Annotated in this window: 21 protein-coding genes and 2 pseudogenes; 13 read left to right on the top strand and 10 right to left on the bottom strand. The window is 68.4% G+C overall.

The window, feature by feature from the left end; all coding sequences use genetic code 11:
* Window positions 1-109 precede the first annotated feature (109 nt).
* On the top strand, window positions 110-1,129 hold the full coding sequence (locus ACFSXZ_RS29395; RefSeq protein ID WP_378268516.1) for an AraC family transcriptional regulator: 1,020 nt from the start codon (window positions 110-112) through the stop codon (window positions 1,127-1,129).
* 409 nt (window positions 1,130-1,538) lie between these two features.
* On the opposite strand, the pseudogene ACFSXZ_RS29400 reads toward ACFSXZ_RS29395, so the two are convergent.
* A pseudogene (locus tag ACFSXZ_RS29400) lies at window positions 1,539-1,742 on the bottom strand (hypothetical protein); the annotation flags it as partial.
* Window positions 1,743-1,806: 64 nt separating this feature from the next.
* The gene (locus ACFSXZ_RS29405) at window positions 1,807-2,871 is read right to left on the bottom strand and encodes a helix-turn-helix domain-containing protein (protein ID WP_378268518.1); all 1,065 of its coding nucleotides are present in this window, start codon (window positions 2,869-2,871) and stop codon (window positions 1,807-1,809) included.
* A gap of 312 nt (window positions 2,872-3,183) precedes the next feature.
* On the opposite strand from ACFSXZ_RS29405, the gene ACFSXZ_RS29410 reads away from it, so the two are divergent.
* On the top strand, window positions 3,184-4,863 hold the full coding sequence (locus tag ACFSXZ_RS29410) for an alkaline phosphatase PhoX (protein WP_378268520.1): 1,680 nt from the start codon (window positions 3,184-3,186) through the stop codon (window positions 4,861-4,863).
* Window positions 4,864-4,948: 85 nt separating this feature from the next.
* Here the strand turns inward: ACFSXZ_RS29410 and ACFSXZ_RS29415 are convergent, their stop codons facing one another.
* Together ACFSXZ_RS29415 and ACFSXZ_RS29420 are read right to left on the bottom strand one after the other, a co-directional pair.
* Window positions 4,949-5,788: an SDR family NAD(P)-dependent oxidoreductase gene (locus ACFSXZ_RS29415; RefSeq protein ID WP_378268522.1), complete on the bottom strand. Its 840-nt coding sequence runs from the start codon at window positions 5,786-5,788 to the stop codon at window positions 4,949-4,951.
* Entirely contained in the window at window positions 5,785-6,471 is a 687-nt protein-coding gene (locus tag ACFSXZ_RS29420; RefSeq protein WP_378268523.1) for an NAD(P)-dependent oxidoreductase, read from the bottom strand. Before ACFSXZ_RS29420 ends, ACFSXZ_RS29415 begins: the two co-directional genes overlap by 4 nt.
* Window positions 6,472-6,533: 62 nt before the next feature.
* Between ACFSXZ_RS29420 and ACFSXZ_RS29425 the strand changes: the two genes are divergently transcribed.
* Entirely contained in the window at window positions 6,534-7,112 is a 579-nt protein-coding gene (locus ACFSXZ_RS29425) for a TetR/AcrR family transcriptional regulator (protein ID WP_378268525.1), read from the top strand.
* A 185-nt stretch (window positions 7,113-7,297) separates the two neighbouring features.
* Window positions 7,298-8,029 (top strand): DJ-1/PfpI family protein, encoded by a 732-nt coding sequence (locus tag ACFSXZ_RS29430; protein ID WP_378268527.1) that lies wholly within the window; start codon window positions 7,298-7,300, stop codon window positions 8,027-8,029.
* A 38-nt stretch (window positions 8,030-8,067) separates the two neighbouring features.
* Here the strand turns inward: ACFSXZ_RS29430 and ACFSXZ_RS29435 are convergent, their stop codons facing one another.
* Both ACFSXZ_RS29435 and ACFSXZ_RS29440 read right to left on the bottom strand, forming a co-directional pair.
* Window positions 8,068-8,760, bottom strand: coding sequence for a serine hydrolase (locus tag ACFSXZ_RS29435; RefSeq protein WP_378268528.1), 693 nt, complete (start codon window positions 8,758-8,760; stop codon window positions 8,068-8,070).
* Window positions 8,761-8,881: 121 nt separating this feature from the next.
* Window positions 8,882-9,952 carry an aldo/keto reductase gene (locus ACFSXZ_RS29440; protein ID WP_378268530.1) on the bottom strand — a complete coding sequence of 357 codons (1,071 nt, stop codon included), beginning with the start codon at window positions 9,950-9,952 and terminating at the stop codon, window positions 8,882-8,884.
* Window positions 9,953-10,195: 243 nt separating this feature from the next.
* Between ACFSXZ_RS29440 and ACFSXZ_RS29445 the strand changes: the two genes are divergently transcribed.
* From ACFSXZ_RS29445 to ACFSXZ_RS29465, 5 genes and pseudogenes are all read left to right on the top strand, one after another.
* Window positions 10,196-10,690, top strand: coding sequence for an Lrp/AsnC family transcriptional regulator (locus tag ACFSXZ_RS29445; RefSeq protein WP_378268532.1), 495 nt, complete (start codon window positions 10,196-10,198; stop codon window positions 10,688-10,690).
* A gap of 175 nt (window positions 10,691-10,865) precedes the next feature.
* Window positions 10,866-11,333: a DUF2000 domain-containing protein gene (locus tag ACFSXZ_RS29450; RefSeq protein WP_378268533.1), complete on the top strand. Its 468-nt coding sequence runs from the start codon at window positions 10,866-10,868 to the stop codon at window positions 11,331-11,333.
* Between the two features lie 319 nt (window positions 11,334-11,652).
* Window positions 11,653-12,069: pseudogene (locus tag ACFSXZ_RS29455) on the top strand (alpha/beta hydrolase); the annotation flags it as partial.
* Entirely contained in the window at window positions 12,053-12,496 is a 444-nt protein-coding gene (locus ACFSXZ_RS29460; protein WP_378268535.1) for a dioxygenase family protein, read from the top strand. The pseudogene ACFSXZ_RS29455 and the gene ACFSXZ_RS29460, both read left to right, overlap by 17 nt.
* Before the next feature lie 67 nt (window positions 12,497-12,563).
* Entirely contained in the window at window positions 12,564-13,364 is an 801-nt protein-coding gene (locus ACFSXZ_RS29465; RefSeq protein WP_378268537.1) for an alpha/beta fold hydrolase, read from the top strand.
* 25 nt (window positions 13,365-13,389) lie between these two features.
* Here ACFSXZ_RS29465 and ACFSXZ_RS29470 read toward each other — a convergent pair whose 3' ends face one another.
* The gene (locus ACFSXZ_RS29470; protein WP_378268539.1) at window positions 13,390-13,857 is read right to left on the bottom strand and encodes a MarR family winged helix-turn-helix transcriptional regulator; all 468 of its coding nucleotides are present in this window, start codon (window positions 13,855-13,857) and stop codon (window positions 13,390-13,392) included.
* Window positions 13,858-13,989: 132 nt separating this feature from the next.
* Here ACFSXZ_RS29470 and ACFSXZ_RS29475 point away from each other — a divergent pair, with 132 nt between their 5' ends.
* Both ACFSXZ_RS29475 and ACFSXZ_RS29480 read left to right on the top strand, forming a co-directional pair.
* Entirely contained in the window at window positions 13,990-14,937 is a 948-nt protein-coding gene (locus tag ACFSXZ_RS29475) for an NADP-dependent oxidoreductase (RefSeq protein ID WP_378268540.1), read from the top strand.
* A 225-nt stretch (window positions 14,938-15,162) separates the two neighbouring features.
* The gene (locus ACFSXZ_RS29480) at window positions 15,163-16,155 is read left to right on the top strand and encodes an amidohydrolase family protein (RefSeq protein WP_378268541.1); all 993 of its coding nucleotides are present in this window, start codon (window positions 15,163-15,165) and stop codon (window positions 16,153-16,155) included.
* Window positions 16,156-16,298: 143 nt separating this feature from the next.
* On the opposite strand, the gene ACFSXZ_RS29485 is transcribed toward ACFSXZ_RS29480, so the two are convergent.
* Both ACFSXZ_RS29485 and ACFSXZ_RS29490 read right to left on the bottom strand, forming a co-directional pair.
* Complete coding sequence (locus ACFSXZ_RS29485; protein ID WP_378268542.1) at window positions 16,299-16,586, bottom strand: hypothetical protein; 288 nt, start codon at window positions 16,584-16,586, stop codon at window positions 16,299-16,301.
* A 42-nt stretch (window positions 16,587-16,628) separates the two neighbouring features.
* Window positions 16,629-16,970 carry an antibiotic biosynthesis monooxygenase family protein gene (locus ACFSXZ_RS29490; RefSeq protein ID WP_378268543.1) on the bottom strand — a complete coding sequence of 114 codons (342 nt, stop codon included), beginning with the start codon at window positions 16,968-16,970 and terminating at the stop codon, window positions 16,629-16,631.
* 241 nt (window positions 16,971-17,211) lie between these two features.
* Between ACFSXZ_RS29490 and ACFSXZ_RS29495 the strand changes: the two genes are divergently transcribed.
* On the top strand, window positions 17,212-18,030 hold the full coding sequence (locus tag ACFSXZ_RS29495) for a TetR/AcrR family transcriptional regulator (RefSeq protein ID WP_378268544.1): 819 nt from the start codon (window positions 17,212-17,214) through the stop codon (window positions 18,028-18,030).
* Between the two features lie 102 nt (window positions 18,031-18,132).
* Here the strand turns inward: ACFSXZ_RS29495 and ACFSXZ_RS29500 are convergent, their stop codons facing one another.
* The gene (locus tag ACFSXZ_RS29500) at window positions 18,133-18,849 is read right to left on the bottom strand and encodes a TetR/AcrR family transcriptional regulator (RefSeq protein ID WP_378268546.1); all 717 of its coding nucleotides are present in this window, start codon (window positions 18,847-18,849) and stop codon (window positions 18,133-18,135) included.
* Window positions 18,850-18,947: 98 nt separating this feature from the next.
* Between ACFSXZ_RS29500 and ACFSXZ_RS29505 the strand changes: the two genes are divergently transcribed.
* On the top strand, window positions 18,948-19,682 hold the full coding sequence (locus tag ACFSXZ_RS29505) for an SDR family oxidoreductase (RefSeq protein WP_378268548.1): 735 nt from the start codon (window positions 18,948-18,950) through the stop codon (window positions 19,680-19,682).
* The last annotated feature ends 16 nt before the right edge of the window (window positions 19,683-19,698 follow it).

The following is a 19,698-nucleotide window of genomic DNA, read 5'->3' on the forward strand; positions in this document are numbered from 1 at the left end:
GCTCGCGGTCTTTCCGAGAACCGTACCGAGCGCATATGAAGACCGCCGCGAGCAAGGGGCGATCCGTACTCACCCGCTGCGCTGGCCGACCTGGGGCTATATTGCGGGAGTGAGCGCTACGGTGCTGCCGGGCGACATCGTCCGCCGGTTGGCGCGTGTCGGCGAGCGACGGGGGTTGGACGTCGCCTCGTTGCTGCGCCGGACAGGTATCCCCGTCGACGGGGCAGGTCGTCCGCTCACCACGCGAACCACGTCGGCGCAAGTGGCCGAACTGACGCAGGAACTGTGGATCCTGACCGGGGACGAGCTGTTCGGCCTTGGCCCGGCCGCGCCGCTGGGTCTGTTCCAGCTCGTGATGCGCTCGGTGGTCCACGCGCCCGACCTTCAGGCCGCGCTCCAGCGGTTGGCCGAAGCCGGCCAGGTGCACCCCGGCATGCCCGGCCTCGGGGTGTCCGTCGATGACGGGCTCGTTCACGTCGAAATCGACATCAGCCGGCTCGATGACCCCGACCACCTCGGTGCCGAACTCCTTGCCGCGCTCGTGCATCGCATGCTGGGCTGGCTTGTCGGGCGCCGGATCGCCTTGCGGGACTTGCGGCTGCCGTGGCCCGCGCCGTCGTACGCCGCGGACTACGAGCGCGTTTTCGGCCGTCACCCGGGTTTCGACGCCGAACGGCTCAGCCTGGCTTTCGACGAGCGCCTTCTGACCTCGCCCCTGGTCCGGGACGAAGACGAACTCGCGGACTACCTCCGGGATCAGCCGAACGTCTGGTTCACGACCCGCGACTACGGGTCGTCGACGGGTGACCGCGTCCGCAGAATCCTCGAGCGAGGGCTTCGGGGGCACTGGCCCTCCCCGGACACCATCGCCGCACAACTCAACGTGAGCACCCAGCACCTCCGCAGGCTGTTACGGGGCGAGCACACCTCGATCGGGCAGATCAAGGAGGACCTCCTCCGCGATGCCGCCATCGCGAGCCTGGCCCGCGGCGAGGAGACGATCACGGTTCTTGCCCGGCGCCTGGGGTTTTCCGAAGCCAGCGCTTTCCGTCGCGCGTTCCGGCGCTGGACGGGGCAGTCACCCGGGGCTTATCGCGGCGCCGGACATCGGGAGCCGTCGGTGGGGTGACTGATTGCCGTTCCGGGGTGATGGTCCAGACCCAGTCCGATCGGGACGGGCGTCCGTTGGCCAGCCACCATTCGAAGGCGGCCTCGGCTTCGTCCCACAGACGACGCGGACCGAATTGACGCACGGTCGACGCGGGGCCGGACAGGATCGTCGCCCACGACCCCGACAGCGGGTCCTTGAGCCATGCCCGGGCATCCCCGTCGTCGTGGTCGATGTCGTAACGGCACGAGGGCAACGCCACCGACAACGCCCACCGCGCATGCGGATCCGCGAGCGCCTCGACCGGGTCGATGTCGCTGAGCCGCGTCTCGCCGCGGTCATCGGCCCAGTCCACACCGGCGGCCGACGGTGTCCGCTGCGCACGGAGTTCCATGAACCCCACACCCATCGGCGCCGCGTGGCCGATCGCGGTGCCGTCCGCGTTCACTTCGAACACCACCAGCGGGCCCGAGGACAACGCGGCGCGCATCGGTGCCACGATCGCTCCGCCCGGACGGGTCTGCTCCACCCACGCATACGGCAGGTGTCCCATCTGGACGGACGCGGTCGAGATGATCCGGTCGAACGGGGCCAGATCCGGGCCGCTCTGCCGCTCTGCCGATGCTCCGAGGATCGACCGCCGATCACATCGGGTGAAGGAGGCGAGCTATGCGGATAGGAAGACGCATAGGCGCGGCTCAGCTCAGGATGTGGAGGCGTTCGTCAAGCCGTGCACTCTTGGCGTCCGGTGTGCTTTCGAGCAGGCGCCTCGCTTCCGTGGTGTCACCGGCTTTGACCAGTGCTTCCGCCAGGTAGGTGGTGTAGAGACCGCGTTCGCGGGCACGGTTCGGGTCGTACCGGTCCAGGGCCGCACCCAGCAGGTCGATCGCGGCGCCCGGCTGATTCAACTCGACCATGCAGCGACCACGCATAACCGTGATCTCGTCCTGATCGAGCCAATATGCCCACGACGGGGCGGGCTCGGTCGCGCCGGTGAACACCTCGTCGACCTGGTCCAGTATCCGGAGGGCGCCCTCGGCGTCGCCGACCCGCGCGTGTGCCCACGCGAGCCGATCGAGCAGGAGCGCACGTCCGATCCCTTCGGCGCGTGTCGCCACCGAGGAGGCCAGCAAGACCGCCTCGGCCCGGTCGGCCATGTTGTCTGCGTTCGCCATCTGGTAGGAAAGGCTGGACAGCGCGGACGCGCCGAGGTCGCGCCGGTCAGCCTCGTGTGCGGCTTTGGCAGCGTCGAGATAATGCCGCGTCGCGGTGTCGCGCTTGCCCGCGTCCGAAGCGATCCATCCACCGATCTGACCCAGTTCGGACAAGTTCGGCAGTGCCACCGGCTCGTCGCGGCAGGCGTGATCGGCGGCATCGAGGATGCGACGGATTGCCGCATACAGCTCGCGACCTCCTACGTAGTCGTCCAGCCGCTGAAACTGGTGGGTGTGCTCGGCGATCGTCGCGGCCAGGTCAGGCGTCGTGTCATAGATGAACGCGGCCGTCTCGCGCAGCAGGGCGGTCTGCTCGTGCCCGATCGCGGTGTCCTCCGGGTCGACACTGGGGAGCAGTGCCAGCAGCGCGCCGTTGGCGTGCAGCAACTCGTCGAGCCGGGCGGCGATGTCGGGCTCGACAGCTTGGAGGCCGGTTTCGTAGCGCGAGAGTGTCGACTGGGAGATGTGGGCGTGCCGGGCAAGAACGGGTTGGGATAGTCCGGCGTCCTGGCGGAATTGCCGAAGCATCGTCCCGAAGGTTGCGGTCATCGGTGCCTCATTCGCCAAGTCGGTCTCTTCGCGTTGCCCCGGTGATGAGCTGGGGGCATTCCTCCGCAAAGAGGTAAAGCCCAGGATAGTGAACCAGCGTGAGATCGGCCCTGGAGCACGCACGACACCGCGCTCCAACGCGCTCCTGTGAGGCGCTTTCCTACTGCGCCCGGTTTGCCGTGCTTTCACACGGAAAGTCCCGATTGTTGGGCTTCTGTACCCGGACGCTTCACCGGGGCGTCCGTTCCCGGTGTCCTTCCCGGCCTTGACTCTCCCTGACTTCGTCATTCAATTCTTGGAGGCTTTGAGATCATGAGGTCGAGCAGACGGCTGGTGGCCAGAGTCGCGGTCGCCGGTGCGGTCGGGTCCGTGACCCTGGCCGGCGTGGTGGCTGTGGGCGCGTGGGCGCAGGGCGCGGACGGGCACGATGCGCATGATCGCCCGGGGGCGGCCGGCCTCCGGCTGACCGACGTGCCCGCCAATCCCAAGGCCGTGGGACTCACCAGCCCCAACGTGCTGTCACCGGAACTGGTCGAGCAGGCGATGGCCCAGGGCTCGATGAAGCTCGAGAACCCGACCGCGGACGTGCCGTACTACGGCTACCGCGGGGACGGCCCGCTGCTGCCCGCGCCGGGAGATCTTCCGGCCGCCGGTCACACGGTCGAGGCATCGAAGACCGAGCCGGACAAGAACACCTACCTGGTGCTGCACGGGCAGCGCGGCGCGGACCCGCACTACGACTACGGGACGCACTTCGTGTTCCAGGGCCACGAGGCCGGAAAGACCGGCTACATCACCCGCATCAACCTCGACGCGGACGCGGCGCACCGCGTGACCCTGCTGGCCACGAAGACCACCAACGGCACCCCGCTGCCCGTGTTCGACGGTTCGACCTGGGACCCGTGGGCGCAGCGCTTGCTGTTCACCGCCGAAAACGGCAACCAGGGCGGGGTGTGGCAGGCCACGGCCGGCCCGGACTCGCAGGTCGAAGACATCTCGGCGGCGCTGGGCCGTGGCGGGTACGAAGGCATCCAGAACGACTCGGCGGGCAACGTCTGGGTGGTCGAGGACTCCGGCGGGGCGACGGTGCCCGGCGACAAGGCGAAGCTGCCGAACAGCTTCGTGTACCGGTTCGTGCCGGCCGACAAGGGCGACCTCAAGCACGGCAAGTTGCAGGCGCTGCAGGTGGTCTCGCGCCGCAGCGGTCAGCCGATCGGGTTCCAGCCGATCGACGCCGCGCACCCCAGCGGCGGGGCGTTCTCCGACGACATGAAGGACCTGCACACCTACGGTCTGTCGTTCGACACCCGGTGGGTGACCATCCATGACACCGCGACGGACGCCTCCGGCCAGGCCTTCGATGCCAACGCGCTGGCCAAGGCGGCGAAGGCGACACCGTTCAAGCGTCCGGAAAACGGCCAGTTCCGGCCGGGCACCGGCTTCCGTGAGTTCTACTTCGACGAGACCGGTGACACCAACGCCGACAGCACCGCCAACAACGGCTTCGGCGGCTGGGGCAGCGTCCTCAAGCTGGCCCAGACCGACCCGAAGGCGGACACCGGCACCCTGTCCCTGGTCTACAACGGAGACAAGGCCCATACTGGTCTGGACAACGTCACCTTCCTCGACGCGGACCACATCGCCTTCGTGGAAGACGCCGGCGACACCCTGCACACCCAGCGGTCCGCGCTGGACTCCGCGTACGCGTTCGATCTTCGCACGGACTATTCCCACGGTGCCCAGCCGGTGCGGTTCCTCGCTGAAGGACGGGACCCGTCGGCCACTCTCGATTCCGCCTTGTCCGCCTACAGCGGTTTCCAGAACGACGGCGACAACGAGATCACGGGAATCCACATGTCCAACGGTGACCCGACGCCCCGGGGCATCCTCGGCGCGCTGACGCCCACCCCGCTGGCGGACGGCTGGCGGTTGTTCTGGACCCAGCAGCACGGAGACAACGTGACCTGGGAAATCCTGCCCGCCCGTCGCTGAGGGGTTCGTCCCACTCACAGGCCACCTCGCCTCGCGCGGGGTGGCCTGCTTCGTCAGCGGAATGCCGTGGTGAAGCCAGTTCCCGTCACGAGCGATCGAGGGCGTGGCCGAGCCGTGCGTTCGCGTCCGCCCACACGGCGTCGGCGAGCCGCGGGTCGAGGGCGAGCGGGTTGGGTGCCGCGGGAATCGTGTGGTGGAAATAGCCGCCGGCGATGGGGTCGGTGGTGGTGGCCAGGTGCACCAGCCTTTCCGCGGCCGTGTGGGGGGAGGCCAGGAACGGTGCGGAGACCACCTTGGCGACCGCACCGAGGGTGCCGAGGTAGCGGCCGAAGTCGGTGGCGACTATGCCGGGGTGGAAGTCGGCGATCGGCACATCGGGCCGACGGGTGGCGTAGGCGCGGTGCAGCAGCAGCGCGGCGAGTTTGGCACGGGCGTAACGCCGGTGCGGGGTGAGTCCCCGGACGTCGTCGAGTTGTGCGCCGACGCGTGCCGCGTCGAGTGTCGCGCCTTTGTGCGAGCGCGACGACGTGGAGACGATGCGCCCGTTTCCGGCTTGCAGAGCGGGAGTGAGCAAGGTGATCAGCAGAATCGGAGCCAGTGCGTTGACCTGGTAGTTGGGTTCGACGCCGTCTTCGGTCGCGGTGGTGGCGGGGATGGCCCCGCCCGCATTGCCGGCCAGCACGTGGATGACCGGATGGGCCTCGCGTAGTTCGGAGGCGAGGCGGCGCACGTCGGCCAGTCGTGCGAAGTCGGCCACGTGCGCCGACGCGCCGATTTCCTCGGCCACCGCGTGGGTTCGTCGCGGGGATCGGCCTACCACCGCGACCGTGGCGCCACGGGCGGCGAAGATGCGGGCGGCCGCGGCACCGGTGCCGGAGCTCGATCCGGTCACCACGATCGTGCGCCCGGCAAGGTCCCCGGTCATGATCGGGCACCGGGTGCGGATGTGGGGCCGCTGACCACGACGGCCTGTTTCGAGTAGGCGCCGGTGAGCGCCAGTTCCAGCAGGATGCCGGCCAGGTCCGCGCGGCGGACCCGGTAGGTGGCGGGCCGGGTCAGCGCCGCGGACACGGTGGCCTGCCCGGTGCGCGGACCCACCGTGAGGGCACCGAAATGACACACCGTCCAGTCCAAACCGGACGATGTCAGTGCGTCCGAGGCCCGGCCGAGGTCGGCGAAATCGGTGCGCAGCAGCGTCGCGCCCAGCAGCCGGATCGGCAGCGGCGCCATGGGTGCGGTCGCACCGCTGCCATAGCTGAGCATGATGACCACGCGCGACACGCCGGCCTTGTCCAGAACCGCGGTCAGGGTCCGGGTCGCCCGGCCGAGGATCTTCGGCTGCCGCCCGTCTCTGATCGACAACGCGTTGCCCAGCGCGGAAATCACGGCATCGTGTCCTTTCGCTGCCGCCGCCAGGGCCGCGACATCCCCGATGGGATCCCCCACCACGGTCTCGAGCAACGGATGCGCCGGAAGGGCCGATGTCCGCCGCACGAACGCGGTGACCTGGTGGTCGGCCGCCAGTGCCTGAGCCACGACCTCCCGGCCGGTTCCCCCGGTGGCACCCAGCACGAGGACTCGGCGCCCGCTGGTGCTTCGGTCCGACAACGTGCACTCCTCGCTAAGAGACGTTTTGTCTCGTAGTTTCCGAGAGTGTCATACTGACATCTATGCGGCAAGATGTCTCACAGTCCCGATCGGATCCTGACCCGCGCTTCGTCCGCAGCCAGGTGGCGATCCGGGAGGCGGCCGCGGCACTGTTGAGCCGCGAGGGGCCCGGTGCCGTGACGCACCAACGAGTCGCGGCCGAGGCGCAGGTCGCGCGTGCCACCGTGTACCGCCACTGGCCGCGTGTCGAGCAACTGTTACTCGACGCGGTGCTCGCGACCGAACTTCCCTTCTTCCGTGATCCGACCAGTCCGGTCCGGGATTGGCTTCGGACCAGCCTGCGTGCGCTCGCCGACGACCTGACCGAGCCCGCCGTGCGGGCGACAACGCTGACCCTGATGCAGCGGTCCCAGTGGGACGAGGACCTTGCCGGCCACCGCGACGGGTTCCTTGCCGAACTCGAGCAGCGGCTCGATGCCGCGTTCACCCTCGCCGCGGACGCCGGGGAGATCTCCGGACCGCGCGATCCACGCGCCGCGGCGGCGGCACTGATCGGCCCGCTGATCTACCTCGCCGTGCTGCGGACGGCGCCGGTTCCGGAGAGCCTGATCGACGATCTGGTCGACCAGGCCCTCCGATGACACATCGCGGTGATGGAGGTGTCGGATCGGCCAGCTCCGATGATGCCGGGACCATTTTGTCCATCGCCGGTTCGCATCGGCCGACCTGCTGGCGAGAATCCGTTGGAACCTGGCAATCCAGGAAATTCCTCGGGTGGAGCACCGCCGATAGCGTCGGTGCTCCACCTCCCAGTAAGGAAGACAGCATGTCCGAACCCGGCACGATGAAACTCGATTTGGACGGCGATTTGAAGCCCGTCGAGATGGCCATTCTGGTGGCTCCCGGTTACAACCCGGTCGACATCATCGGCCCGCACACCGCACTCGGCATCATTCCCGGTGTGCGCCTGCACCTGGTGTGGAAGAACCTCGACGAGGTCATGGGTTTTCCGACCTTTCCCACCCGGCCGACCACCACGTTCGACGACTGCCCCCGTGATCTCGACATCCTTTACGCCGGAGCGGTCCCCGCCGAGGTGTTCGAAGACACCGAAACCCTGGAATTCCTGGCCGACCGCGGCAGCCGCGCCCGCTGGGTGGCCGGGTCCTGCGCCGGTTCGCTGCTCCTGGGCGCCGCGGGCCTGTTGCGCGGTTACCGCGCCACCACCAACTTCCTGGGGGTGGACCTGCTTCCGTACTTCGGCGCCACCTATGTGCCCGGGAATGTCGTCGAAGATCGGAACCGTATCACCGCCGGCCCCGCCACCGGGGGTTTCGAGATCGCTTTCCGGCTCATTCAGGACATCTACGGGGACGACATGGCGCGCGAAGCCATTCTGCAGGCCGAGTATTCCCCCGAACCGCTGTTCGACGTCGGGACGCCGGAAAAGGCGGGGCCCGAGCTCACCTCCTTGGCACGCGCGCACGCCATGGCGCTGACCGAACCGCTCTCGCAAGTCGCCAAGCGAGCCGCCGAACGCCTCGCCATCGCCGTCTGAAAAGAACAAAAGGCAACGGCCGTGAAGCCCGCGGCTACTCAGGCACGCTTTTCGCCGTCGAGGGCGTGGTAGATGGCGGTGAGGTAGGCCGCGGCCCGTGGTGAGCCCAGGATGTCGGCTCCCATGTTGTTCATGACGTAGCTGATCGTGACGCGCCGGTCGAGGTCCATGATCGCCATCGAGCCGCCCCACCCACCCCAGAACGCGATGCGGCCCTCGGGGATCCAGGCGGCGGTACGGGGGTGGGGCAGCGCGAATCCGTTGCCCCACCTCAGATGGAGTCCGTTGACAAGGTCGGTGCCGTTGGACTGCTCGTCGAAGATGAGGTCGATGGTGCCGGGTTTGAGGAGCCGGCCGTGCGCGGCGGCGCCCGCGCGGGCGATGGGGGAGAGGATTTCGGCCACCGACTGGGCGTTCCCGTGCCCGTTGGCGGCACCCAGTTCGGCCGCGCGCCAGGCCGGGGTGTCGGCCACGTCCGCGCTGAAGGAGGGGCCGGTGAAGGTCTTGTAGGCGACGGTGTCGTGATCGAGTGCCGAGGGATCGAAGTCGAGCGTCGGCGTGATGACGTCGGCCACGCGGCCGTGGTCGCTGGTGCGCAGCCCGATCTGGAAATCGGCGCCCAGCGGCGCGGCGAGGTGCCGGTGGACGAATTCCCGCAGCGACGGGCCGGTCACGCGGTACACCAGTTCGCCGATGAGATGGCCGTAGTTGAGCACGTGGTAGCCGGACACCTAGCCTGGCCGCCACCAGGGCGCTTGCGCGGCCATCTTGGCCGCGGCGGCGCGCACGTCATAGACACTACCTGGCCGAACTCCGGCAGCGCGCGACCAGGTAGCGACATCACCTACCTGCTCACTGGTGTCCTTTGTGGACGGTTGTCTTGCCGAAGATGAGCTGGTGCACCATCGGCCTGGCCAGGAACCGGTGAGGGAAGATCAGGTTCGGGGCGCTGGCCTGGTCGAGCCGGGCCCGCTGTTCCTCGCTCAGGCGCACCGCGAGCGCGTCCAGGTTGTCCTCGGCCTGCCGCAGGGTGCGGGCACCGATGATGGTCGACGCGACGGCCGGATTGAGCAGGGTCCACGCGATCGCGACCTGTGACGCCGGAACCCCGATCTCGTCCGCCACCTCGCGGACCGCTCCGGCGACCGCCAGTGCCCGTTCGTTGAGGTGGCCCGACGAGGCGATGACACCCTTGCGGGACCCCGGCACCCCGCCGCCCGCCGCCGCGGCCAGATCGGTCGTCCCGTATTTGCCGGTCAAAATGCCCCCGCCCAGCGGAGACCACGGCACCACACCGAGGCCGAGCCCGGCGGCCATCGGAATCAGCTCGTGCTCCACGGTTCGCTCGACGAGGCTGTACTCGATTTCCAGCGCCACCAGCGGTGACCAGCCGCGCAGGTCGGCCAGTGTCTGCATCTGCGCCACTCGCCAGGCCGGGGTGTTGGAGATGCCCAGATAGACGACCTTGCCGGCGCGCACCAGGTCGTCGAGGCCGCGCATCACCTCCTCCGGTGCGGTGGTGAAGTCCCAGCCGTGGAGATACAGCAGGTCGATGCGGTCGGTGTCGAGCTGCCGGAGACTTGTCTCGACGGAACGGAGGAGATTGAGCCGGTGGTTGCCTCCGGAGTTCGGGTTTTCCGGGTCTCGCGCCATGGTGAACTTCGTCGCTACGACGATCCGGTCGCGTTTGTCCTTCAGGAAGGAGCCCAGCAGCCGCTCCGCCGAACCGTCCGTGTAGTTGACGGAGGTGTCGACGAAGTTCCCGCCGCGATCGACGTAGGTGTCGAAAATCCGCCGGGACTCGCCGTCGTCGGCGCCCCAACCCCAGTCCGCGCCGAAGGTCATCGTTCCCAGCGACAGCGGTGACACCCGTAGCCCGGACCGGCCGAGAAGCCGGTAGTGGTCCAAGGAAAGATCAGCCATGACGCCATCGTGCGCGCGTCCCCGATCGGCGGTCAGGACGTGGTCTTCCTGGGTGCGCCGCACCCCCTACCGGCATGCGGTGAATGCTTCACTGTGCCGTTCGTTACCAATCCGACGGAGGCCACGGCGGAAATGGATCTATCCAAGCAGGTGTCCGCCTACTTTCGGTCGGATTGGTAACGTGGCCGGAAGTTTCCCGGTCACGGCGTTCCGCCGCATTTTCTACGGTCTATAGTGCGACCCATGGACGTTGATGCGGTCGACCAGGTGTTGTTGCGCGAGTTGCAGAACGATGCCCGGCAGACCAACCGTGACCTCGCCGCCAAGGTCGGCGTTTCGCCGTCCACCTCGCTGGAGCGGGTGCGGTTGCTGCGCGAGCACGGCGTGATCACCGGCTATCACGCGGCGGTGGACCTCAACGCCATCGGGCGGCCGGTCCAGGCTCTCATCGCGGTCCGCATCCGTCCCCCCGCGCGCGCGATCATCGAGGGGTTCCGGGAATGGGCGGCACGGCTGCCGGAGACGATCGGGCTGTTCGTCACGTCCGGCGCCCACGACTTCCTCCTCCACATCGCCGTTCCGGACCTCGACGGTGTCTACGCGTTCGTCATCGACCGTCTCACCGAACGCCGCGAAGTGGCCGATGTGCAGACCACGATGGTCTACGAGCACGTCCAGTCCCGCCGGATCGATCCCGTCGACGCCGGGCCCCGCCGACCGGTACGGCGGGCCCGCTGACGCCCGCTGCCGTCCGGACATCCGGGCACTGATCGACGGGTCTTCCCGCACAAAGTTCGGTTCCCGTCGCCGACGGCCGGGTGGACTGTTCATAAGTTCGGATGATCCGCTGCTTGGCCATACGTTCGTCTACTCTGCTGGGCGAGAACCGTATTAACCAACAGAGGACAAGGCAATGCCCGAAGGTATCGGCTTCGCGCCGGAAGAGATCGATCAGTCCGCCCCGACCCGTGCCGCCCGGCTGAAGTGGGTGGTCGTCGTCGACCGGGACCTTCCGGCCGGTCGTGCCGTCAACGCCGCGGTCTGCGTGGCGGCGGCGACTTCGCGCGAGGTGACCGGGCTTCTCGGTGACGACGCCGTGGACGCGGATGGGGGCACCCATCCCGGACTGCCCTGGGCGGGCTGCACGATTCTGGCCGCGGACACCGCCACCCTTTCGAAAATCCGTGCCAAGGCGGCTTCCTCGCTCGGCACCTTCGTGGCCGACATGCCCGCGGCCGCCCAGCACACGCGCGTCTACGCCGATTACCTCGGCACGGTCAAGGAAACGGCGGCTGATGACGTCGAGTACTACGCCGTGAGCATCGTGGGACCCCGCAACCGGGTCGACAAGATCGTCGGCAAGCTCCCGCTGCTGTCCTGACCCAGGTGCTGCTCCGCAATGACGCGAGTCATATCGAGGTGTTGCTGGATAAAGAATCGTCGCCGCCAATATTCCGGCACCAATTCGGCGGAATGGTGCCCGGCATGAGGTTAGGCATCCGGGTCTTCGGTGGGCAACCATTGCTCGTGCTAGAACAAGCGTGACGGCCGCGCCCGAGCCGTTTCGTTGACTTTCGCGGCACTGACGATGAATGGTTCGCAGTGAAGAAAGTCTCGAAGCGACGGTGCCCGAGGCCGGCCGATCCGGCGGCGCGGCGCCGACGCCCCGATCCGGAGGCGAACATGGGAGGACTGGACCAATGCGTGCTCCAGCGGTGGATCCGGGAGTGCGGGAGGACTTGGAGGCGATACCGGCCGTGGTGAACCTGACCGCGGAGACGCTTCCGGCGGCTCGTGCGGCGAGTCCGCCGTGCCCCGCGTTCTCGGGCGAGGTCGGGCACTCGGATCTGACGATTCCCGGCGACCCCGCCGTCCGGCTGAGGATTCATCGCCGCCGGGACGCCACGGGGTCGTTGCCGTGCATCCTCTCCATCCACGGGGGCGGCTTCGTGCTGGGAAACGCCGCCGTGGACGACGCGCTGTTCGAGAACTGGTGCCGGAAATTCGACTGTGTCGGGGTCTCGGTCGACTACCGGCTCGCCCCGGAGACGCCCTATCCGGGGCCGCTGAACGACTGCTACCGCGGGCTGCGCTGGATGCGTGAACGGTCGGCCGAATTCGGGATCGACCCGGCCCGCGTCGGCGTGTTCGGGGTCAGCGCGGGCGGCGGCCCAGTACAACCTCCGGGCCAGGGTCGTCGCCGACGGCGACGGGCACTACGAGTTCCGCACCGTCATGCCCGGCCTGGAAGCCTTCGGCTTCAAGCCGGACAGCCCGCTCACCGCCCTCACCGAGGTGCTGCGGCTACCCGGCGACCGGCCCTTGCACATTCACTCCATCGTTTCCGCCGAGGGATTTCTGCCCCTGACCACCCAGATCTACTTCGACGGCGATCCACTCGTCCACGGCGTGATCGAAGGCTCCATCCCGGCCGCCGCGGTCAAGACCACCACCCTGCACGAGGACCCGGACGACTTCCGCGCCCGCGGCCTCGACCAGCCCTACCGCACCCTCACCTACGACTACGTCCTCCGGTCGGCGTGACCGGTCACCACCACACTCGCTCAGCCCGCCGCCCGGGAACGGACAACAGCTGAAGGAGCGTTTCCCCATGACGGAAGTCCGTGAGGGCAAGGCCGCGATACCGGGCGGGGAGCTGTGGTACTGGGACACCGGAGGTGACGGGCCGCCGGTTGTCCTGCTCCATGCCGGGACCGGGTCGGCGCTCAGCTGGCCGGACCAGCGGGCGGCCTTCGCCGAGGCCGGTTATCGCGTGGTCGGCTACTCGCGGCGAGGCCACTACCGCTCATCGGCGGCGTCGCCGGAGGCGCCGGGCAGTGGCGCCGACGACCTCGCCGCGCTCGCGAGCGTGCTGGACCTCGGGCCGTTCCACGCGGTCGCCGTCGCGGCCGGCGGCATCTTCGCGGCCGACTTCGCCCTCGGGCACCCGGCCGCCCTGCGCAGCCTGGTCATCGCGGGCAGCGTCATGGGAATAGCCGATGCGGACTGGCAGGCACGCCTGGGGGCGTTGCGGTTTCCCGGGTTCAGGGACCTGCCGCATGACTTTCTCGAACTGGGGCCGACCTACCGGGCGGAGAACCCGGACGGGCTCGCGGAGTGGCGCCGGATCCACGAGCTGGCCTACAACGGCGGCGAGATGGTCGTCCAGGACATTTCGAACGAGATCACCTGGGCAAGCCTGGGAGGGCTCGCGCCGCCGGTGCTGCTGATCGTCGGCGGCGCCGACCTGTACGTGCCGCCACCGGTGATGCGGGAGGCCGCCGCCCGCATTCCCGGTGCCCAGCTGGTGGTGATGCCCGATGCCGGCCATTGCGCGCAATGGGAACAGCCGGAGGAGTTCAACCGCGCCGTGCTCGGCTTCATCGGCCGTGTGGAGGCGGCGCGGACCTGACGCCACCGACGCGCACCGACGCGACTTATCGCGCGCGGTCGCCGGTGTCGCCGATCCGGTTTCCGATCGCGGCCAGCTGCGCGACCTGTGCCTTGGTGATCCGGTCGAACACCAGACGTCGTACTTCGTTGACGTGTCCGGGCGCGCTCGCCACCACCTTGTCCCGTCCCGACTCGGTCAGGGTCACCAGGACGCACCGGCCGTCCCCGGGGTCGGTGTGGCGGTTCACCCAACCTCGCTTCTCCAGCCGGCCGACCACCTGGGAGAGCCGGGGGAGCGCCGCTCCCGCGGCGGCGGCGAGGTCACTCATCCGCATCGTGCGGTCCGGGGCATCGGAGAGGCCCGACAGCACGATGTACTCGAAGTGCGTGATGCCGGAGTCGCGCAGGATCTGCGAGTTCAGGGCGGGTAACAGGCGTGTCAGCACGCTCGTCAGGGCCGTCCACGCCTCCTTCTCCTGCTGGTTCAGCCAGTTCGGTTCGGTGCCCACCATGGCGTCAGCCTACCCGACGTGCTTCACGTGTGAACCAAAACTCTGCGAAATTACTTGCGCCATGAACTATCGGATGGCTAGCTTTTAGTTCAGGCGTGAAGTTTTGGCGCCACTCGGCAACTGGAGATCACCATGCGCGCTCTGCACGTTCCCGCCCCCGGAGACCAGCCCACTCTCGGCGACCTCCCGGTCCCGGAAGCCGGCGAGGGCACCGTCCTGATCCGCGTCAAGGCGGCGGGGCTCAACCCGCTCGACAACATCCTCGCGGCCGGCGCGATGTCCGGCACGATTCCGCACGAATACCCGCTCGTCGTGGGGCGCGACGCTTCCGGCATCGTCGAGGCCGTCGGCGCCGGAGTCGACCACGTGCGCGTCGGTGACCAGGTCTACGGTCACGTGCTCCTGGCCCCGCCGATCCAGGCCGGTACGGTCGCCGAGTACGCCGTGCTGCCGGCCGCCAGTGTCGAGGTTCTGCCCGAGGGCTTGGACTTCGTCACCGCCGCGGCGCTTCCGCTCGCCTCCGCCGCGGCCTCGGCGGCCGTCGACGCCCTCAGCGACACCGTCGGTGCCGGGAGCGTGGTCCTGGTCAACGGTGCGTCCGGCGGGGTCGGTTCCTATGTGGTGCAACTCCTTGCCGCCCAGCGGGTCGAGGTCGTGGCCACCGGTACCGCTGCCGATGCCGAGCGGCTCCGCGAACTGGGTGCCGCCAAGACCGTCGACTTCACCGCCGGGCCGGTGGCCGACCAGATCCTCGCCCACTACACCGACGGCGTCGACGCCCTGGTCAACCTCGCGGGCAACACCGCCGAGCAGATCCCGCTCGGCGCGGTCAAGAAGGGCGGCGTGGTCTCCTTCACCACCATGGGGCCCGACGAGGAAACCCTCGCCGGCGCCGGCCTGGTCGGCCGCAAGGTGATGGCCCGCGCCACCCGCGAGGTCACCGCCCCGATCGCGGCGAAGGTGGCGGACGGCTCCATGCGGGTCAGCGTCGCCGAGGTCCTCGATCTCGACCATGCCGCCGAAGGACTCGCCACCCTCGCCACGGGCGGTGCCCGGGGCAAGATCGTGATCGCGCTCTGACCCCGGCCCGGCACCGACACCACGAACCCTTGGGGTCGAAATGAATGCTCCCGCCGATCCCGCGGTCGCCTACGACCGGTTCGTGCGCGAGCCCTTTCATCACCCTCGGGGTCGCCACCGACGCCGAAGTGCCTGTCCGGACAACGATCGAAGGCTACCGTTTCGGGCTGTCCAAGCGGTCCTTCCAAGTCGCTTGAGCCGAGCCATCTCGGGAAATGAGGTCCATTGACGAGGATCTACGCTCTGGAAGAGCACATGGCGACCACTGAGGTGATGGAGGCGTGGAAGCGGCAGGATCCGGGGTTCGGCGAGCCGATGATGCAGTGGGCCGTCGCGAGTGACATCACTCCGGCGCTGGTGGATCTCGACGAGGGCCGCCTGGCCGCCATGGACGACGCCGGGATCGATGTCGCGGTCCTGTCCCTGTCGACGCCAGGCTTGCAGAACTTGTCCGCGGCCGAGGCCGTGGCCTTGCAGGCGCCCACGAACGACGCCATCGCCGCTGCCGTGGCGCGCCACCCCGAGCGCCTTCAGGGCTTCGCCACGCTCGCGACGCCCGCTCCGGCGGAGGCCGCCGCCGAACTGCGGCGCGCGGTCGCCGAATTGGGGCTCAACGGGGCGATGGTCAACGCGCGTTCGGGCGATCGTGGTGTGGACGCGAGCGAATTCTGGGATATCTACGAGGCGGCCGCGGATTTGCGCGCACCGATCTATCTCCACCCGCGTGCTCCGCTGCCGGTGATCAACCAGGCGTACTACGGCGGGTTCGGCGGCTCCGTGAACGATTTGCTGGCGACCGGAGCGATCGGCTGGCACTACGACGCGGGGCTGACCCTGGTGCGGATGATCACCTCGGGGCTGTTCGACCGTTTTCCCGATCTCCAGCTGATTCTCGGGCACTGGGGCGAGGTCGTCCTGTTCTACCTCGACCGCATCGGTGTGCTGGACGCGGTCACGCACCTTCAGCGCCCGTTCGCGGAGTACTTCCGTTCGAACGTCCACATCACGCCCGGTGGCATCTCCAGCCACAAGTATCTGCGGTGGAGTGTGGAGACCGTGGGGGCGGAACGCGTCATGTACGCCTCCGACTATCCGTTCAACCGGGAGCGTGACGGCTCCGCGCGGCGTTTCGTCGAGGAAGCGCCGGCCGGCATCACCGAACGCGAGAGTTTTGCTTTCCGTAACTGGGAAACGATCGTCGCGGGCATCCGACGCTGACGGTTCGCCGTCCGTTTCCGAGCGAAGGCGGCGAGGGGACGGTCCAGCCAGCGGGTCTCGTGCTGACCGGACCGTCCTTCCCCCCGTGCCGAGGCCGGTGCCCTAGGAATAGCGCGCCCCAGCGGCTTGGCCTGCGATCGATGTCACGCCGTCTTGCGCGCGCCGGCGAAGGCGATCGTCATGATTCCCGCCTTGGCCTTGCCGGTGATCGTGTCGCCTTCGATTGTGGCCGTGGCCTTGATCTTCACTTTGAACGGCGAAGTGAGATGGGCCTTGAAGCTGAGATCCTTCCCATCGGTGTGCCCTTCCTGAAGTTCGGCGTTGTCGAATGTTCCGGTCAGCGACTCGCCGTCGGTCTTGAACACCAGGTCGGCCTGTCGTTCCCCGCCGGGGGTCTTGAACTTGATGGTCCACGCGCCGTCTACGGCCATTGTCGTGCCTTTCCCTTGGTTGTCGTGAAGTCGTGCGGGGGATCAGGCCTTCGCCTGCGGGTCTTCGGTCACGTGCACGACGGTGTAGAGGTTGGGGTGGGGAGTGAGGGAGGACCACCCTCCTCCTACGTGGTCCTCGCGGGGTTCCGAGAAGAACTTCTCGATCGCGGCCTGCCAGTCCTCGACCGAGTCCCAGCGGGCGATGTTGACCACGGGGTATTCGGCATCGGGGTCGAGGGAACGGTGCAGCCGGGTGCCGCGGAAGCCCTTCGCGTCCCGGGACGCCATGGTGCTGCGCTCCCAGTCGGCCACGAACTTGTCGACCATCTCGGCGGGCATGGAGAACAGGTTGATCAGCACGAGTGGCTCGTCCTGCACGGTCATGATGGCTCCCTCTCGAATAGCGTGGACACAAGGTGAACGGGTATGCCGTGACCTTCCCCGGATGACCGGAAGATCTTGTGCGGCTGTGGTGATCCCTCTCCGGCGTTCCCTGAACTCGCCGTGGCAGTAACTTTACTGCGACTGAATGTTCTGGCGCAAGTGTGTCCTGTGCCACGAAAAATCCTGTCACTGAAAATTTTTTGTTGCTGAATCCGGGGCCGGGCTGGCTTACACTGAAGCCGTGCGAGTGAAGACTGTGGACTGGGCGTCCGGGGCCGGCGAGGCCGAAACCGAGGGGCTGCGTGAGCGCAAGAAGCGCCAGTTGCGGCAGCGGTTGACCGACACCGCCACCGCGATGTTCCTCGAGCGTGGTTTCGAGGCGGTTCCCGTCGCGGAGATCGCCAGGGCCTGCGACGTGTCCGAAAAGACGGTCTTCAACTACTTTCCCACCAAGGAGTCGCTGGTTCTGGACCAGTCCGAGACCACGATGGCCGCGCTGCGTACCGGGCTGGCCGACCGCGACATCGGCCCCGTGGAGGCGGCCGTGCGGATCCTGGGCACGGAGTTGAACGCCATGACGTCCTGGCTGGCCACCCACGACGATCCCGCCGAGGCCAGTGTGCAGATCGGCCGGTTCACCGCCATGATCCAGACCACCCCCGCGCTGCGGGCGTATCAGCACGAGATGTCCGTGCGGCTGGTGGCCGTCGCCGCCGAGGTGCTGGCCGAGCGGGCGGGGACGAGCGCCGAGGATCCCGAAGCGCAGATCGCCGCGACCGCACTGGTGGGGCTCTGGCAGGTCCAGTTCGCCAGTCTGCGCACCCATCTGGACGGCAGGCGCACACCGAGTCAGGTCGAACGCGCGGTCAGCGCCGACGTCCGGAAGGCGGCTCGCCTGATCGATGCCGGACTGGCGACGTTCGCCGTCCCCCGGAAAGCTTCCGCGAGTTCCCCCGGGCAACGCAGGAAGCCCCCAGCGAAGACGGCTTCCGGCGACAAGCGGACGCCCCGCGCGTCGGCGGCCACCACGGGCGCCGCCCGGCGGCGCAACCCGAAGTAGAAACGGTTTCCTCCCGGCCGTCTGGGCGCAAGCGTAGCCAGCCGGGTCTTCGGCGGGCAATCGCCGCTTGTGCTAGCACGAGCACACCGGTCGTCGCCGGTGCTAGTGCTCTTCGGGCGCGGTGGCACCGGCGATGCGTTCGAGCCAGCGATCGAGCAGTGCGGTCTCGGCGGGCTCAAGGGTGGCGGTGCCGGTGAGGGAGAGCTGGGCGCGGAGACGGACAGCCGCGGCGCCGACCGGATCGGTCCGCACCGGCGGCCCGGATTCGGTGAGGACCGTGCCGAATACCGCGTCCCGCATCCGGTGGGACAGCTTCGCGTCGAAGAGGTCCGGTTGCGCGATCAGGTTGAGCGCCACGCCCACGTTGGCCGACAGGATCAGCTGCGCCGCGACCTTCGGTTCCACTGTCAGCGCGCCTACGGCCGCGCAGCGGACGAGTCCGTCTTCCAGTAGTTCGAACACGCGCCGCCTCGCCGCCGAGTTCGATCGCGGGCGGGGCGCGAACATCAGCTGGTAGAGCGCGGGGTTCCGGCGGGCGAAGTCCATGTGGTTGTCCCAGCCCGCCAGCAAGTCGGCCACCGGGTCCGTGGTCCGCGGCTGGGCCGCCTTGCTCGCCGCATACCGCTCGAAGCCGTGTTCGGCGACCGCGTCGAGGAGACCTTCCTTGTCCCCGAACAGGCGGTAGAGCACCGGCTGGGTGACCCCGGCGGCGTCGCACACCGCCCGGGTGGAGATGTCGTTGCCGGCGGAGGCGGCGAGTTGCCGTTCCGCCGCGGTGATCATCGCGCTACGGAGGTCCGTCGAGTCGGTCACGGTCACGAATCAATGATAGCGGACGTTGCTAGCGATGATTTGGTCGTGCTAGCGTGTCGTATCGGTGATACGACGAAGCAATATCGATGATTCGGAGTCTGTTCATGAATGCTCAACGAGTGGCCGTCGTGACCGGCGGCTCACGAGGCATCGGGCGCGCGATCGCGACGACGCTGGCCGCACGGGGCTTCGCGGTCGTCGTCGGTTACACGCGAGACGCGGGAGCCGCGAAGGACGTAGTCGGCGAGATCGTCGCCGCCGACGGTGCCGCGGTCACCGCCCAGGTCGACGTCGCCGAAGCGGAGGCGGTCGAGGCGATGTTCGGCACGGCGCAAGACACCTTCGGGGGTGTGGACGTGGTCGTCAACTCGGCGGGCCGGATGACGTTGTCCCCGATCGCCGAACTCGACCTCGACGACCTCGACCGGTTGCACCGCACGAACATCCGGGGCACCTTCGTGATGGCCCGCGAGGCGGCACGGCGGGTCCGGTCCGGCGGCGCGATCGTGAACCTGTCGACGTCCGTGGTGGGGCTCGGGTTTCCCACCTACGGCGCCTACGTGGCGAGCAAGGGCGCGGTCGAAGCCATGACCATGGTCCTGGCCCGCGAGTTGCGCGGACGCGACATCACGGTCAACGCGGTGGCGCCCGGGCCCACCGCGACCGAACTGTTCTTCGAGGGCAAGGACGAGGAGACCGTCCAGCGGCTGGCCAAGCAGCCGCCGCTGGAGCGCCTCGGCACCCCGCAGGACATCGCGGAGGTGGTGGCGTTCCTCGCCGGCCCCACCGGTCGCTGGGTCAACGGTCAGGTGATCCGCGCGAACGGGGGAATCGTCTGATGGCCACGCCGGACCC

This window comes from Amycolatopsis pigmentata (assembly GCF_042684065.1).
GTDB lineage: Bacteria > Actinomycetota > Actinomycetes > Mycobacteriales > Pseudonocardiaceae > Amycolatopsis_E > Amycolatopsis_E pigmentata.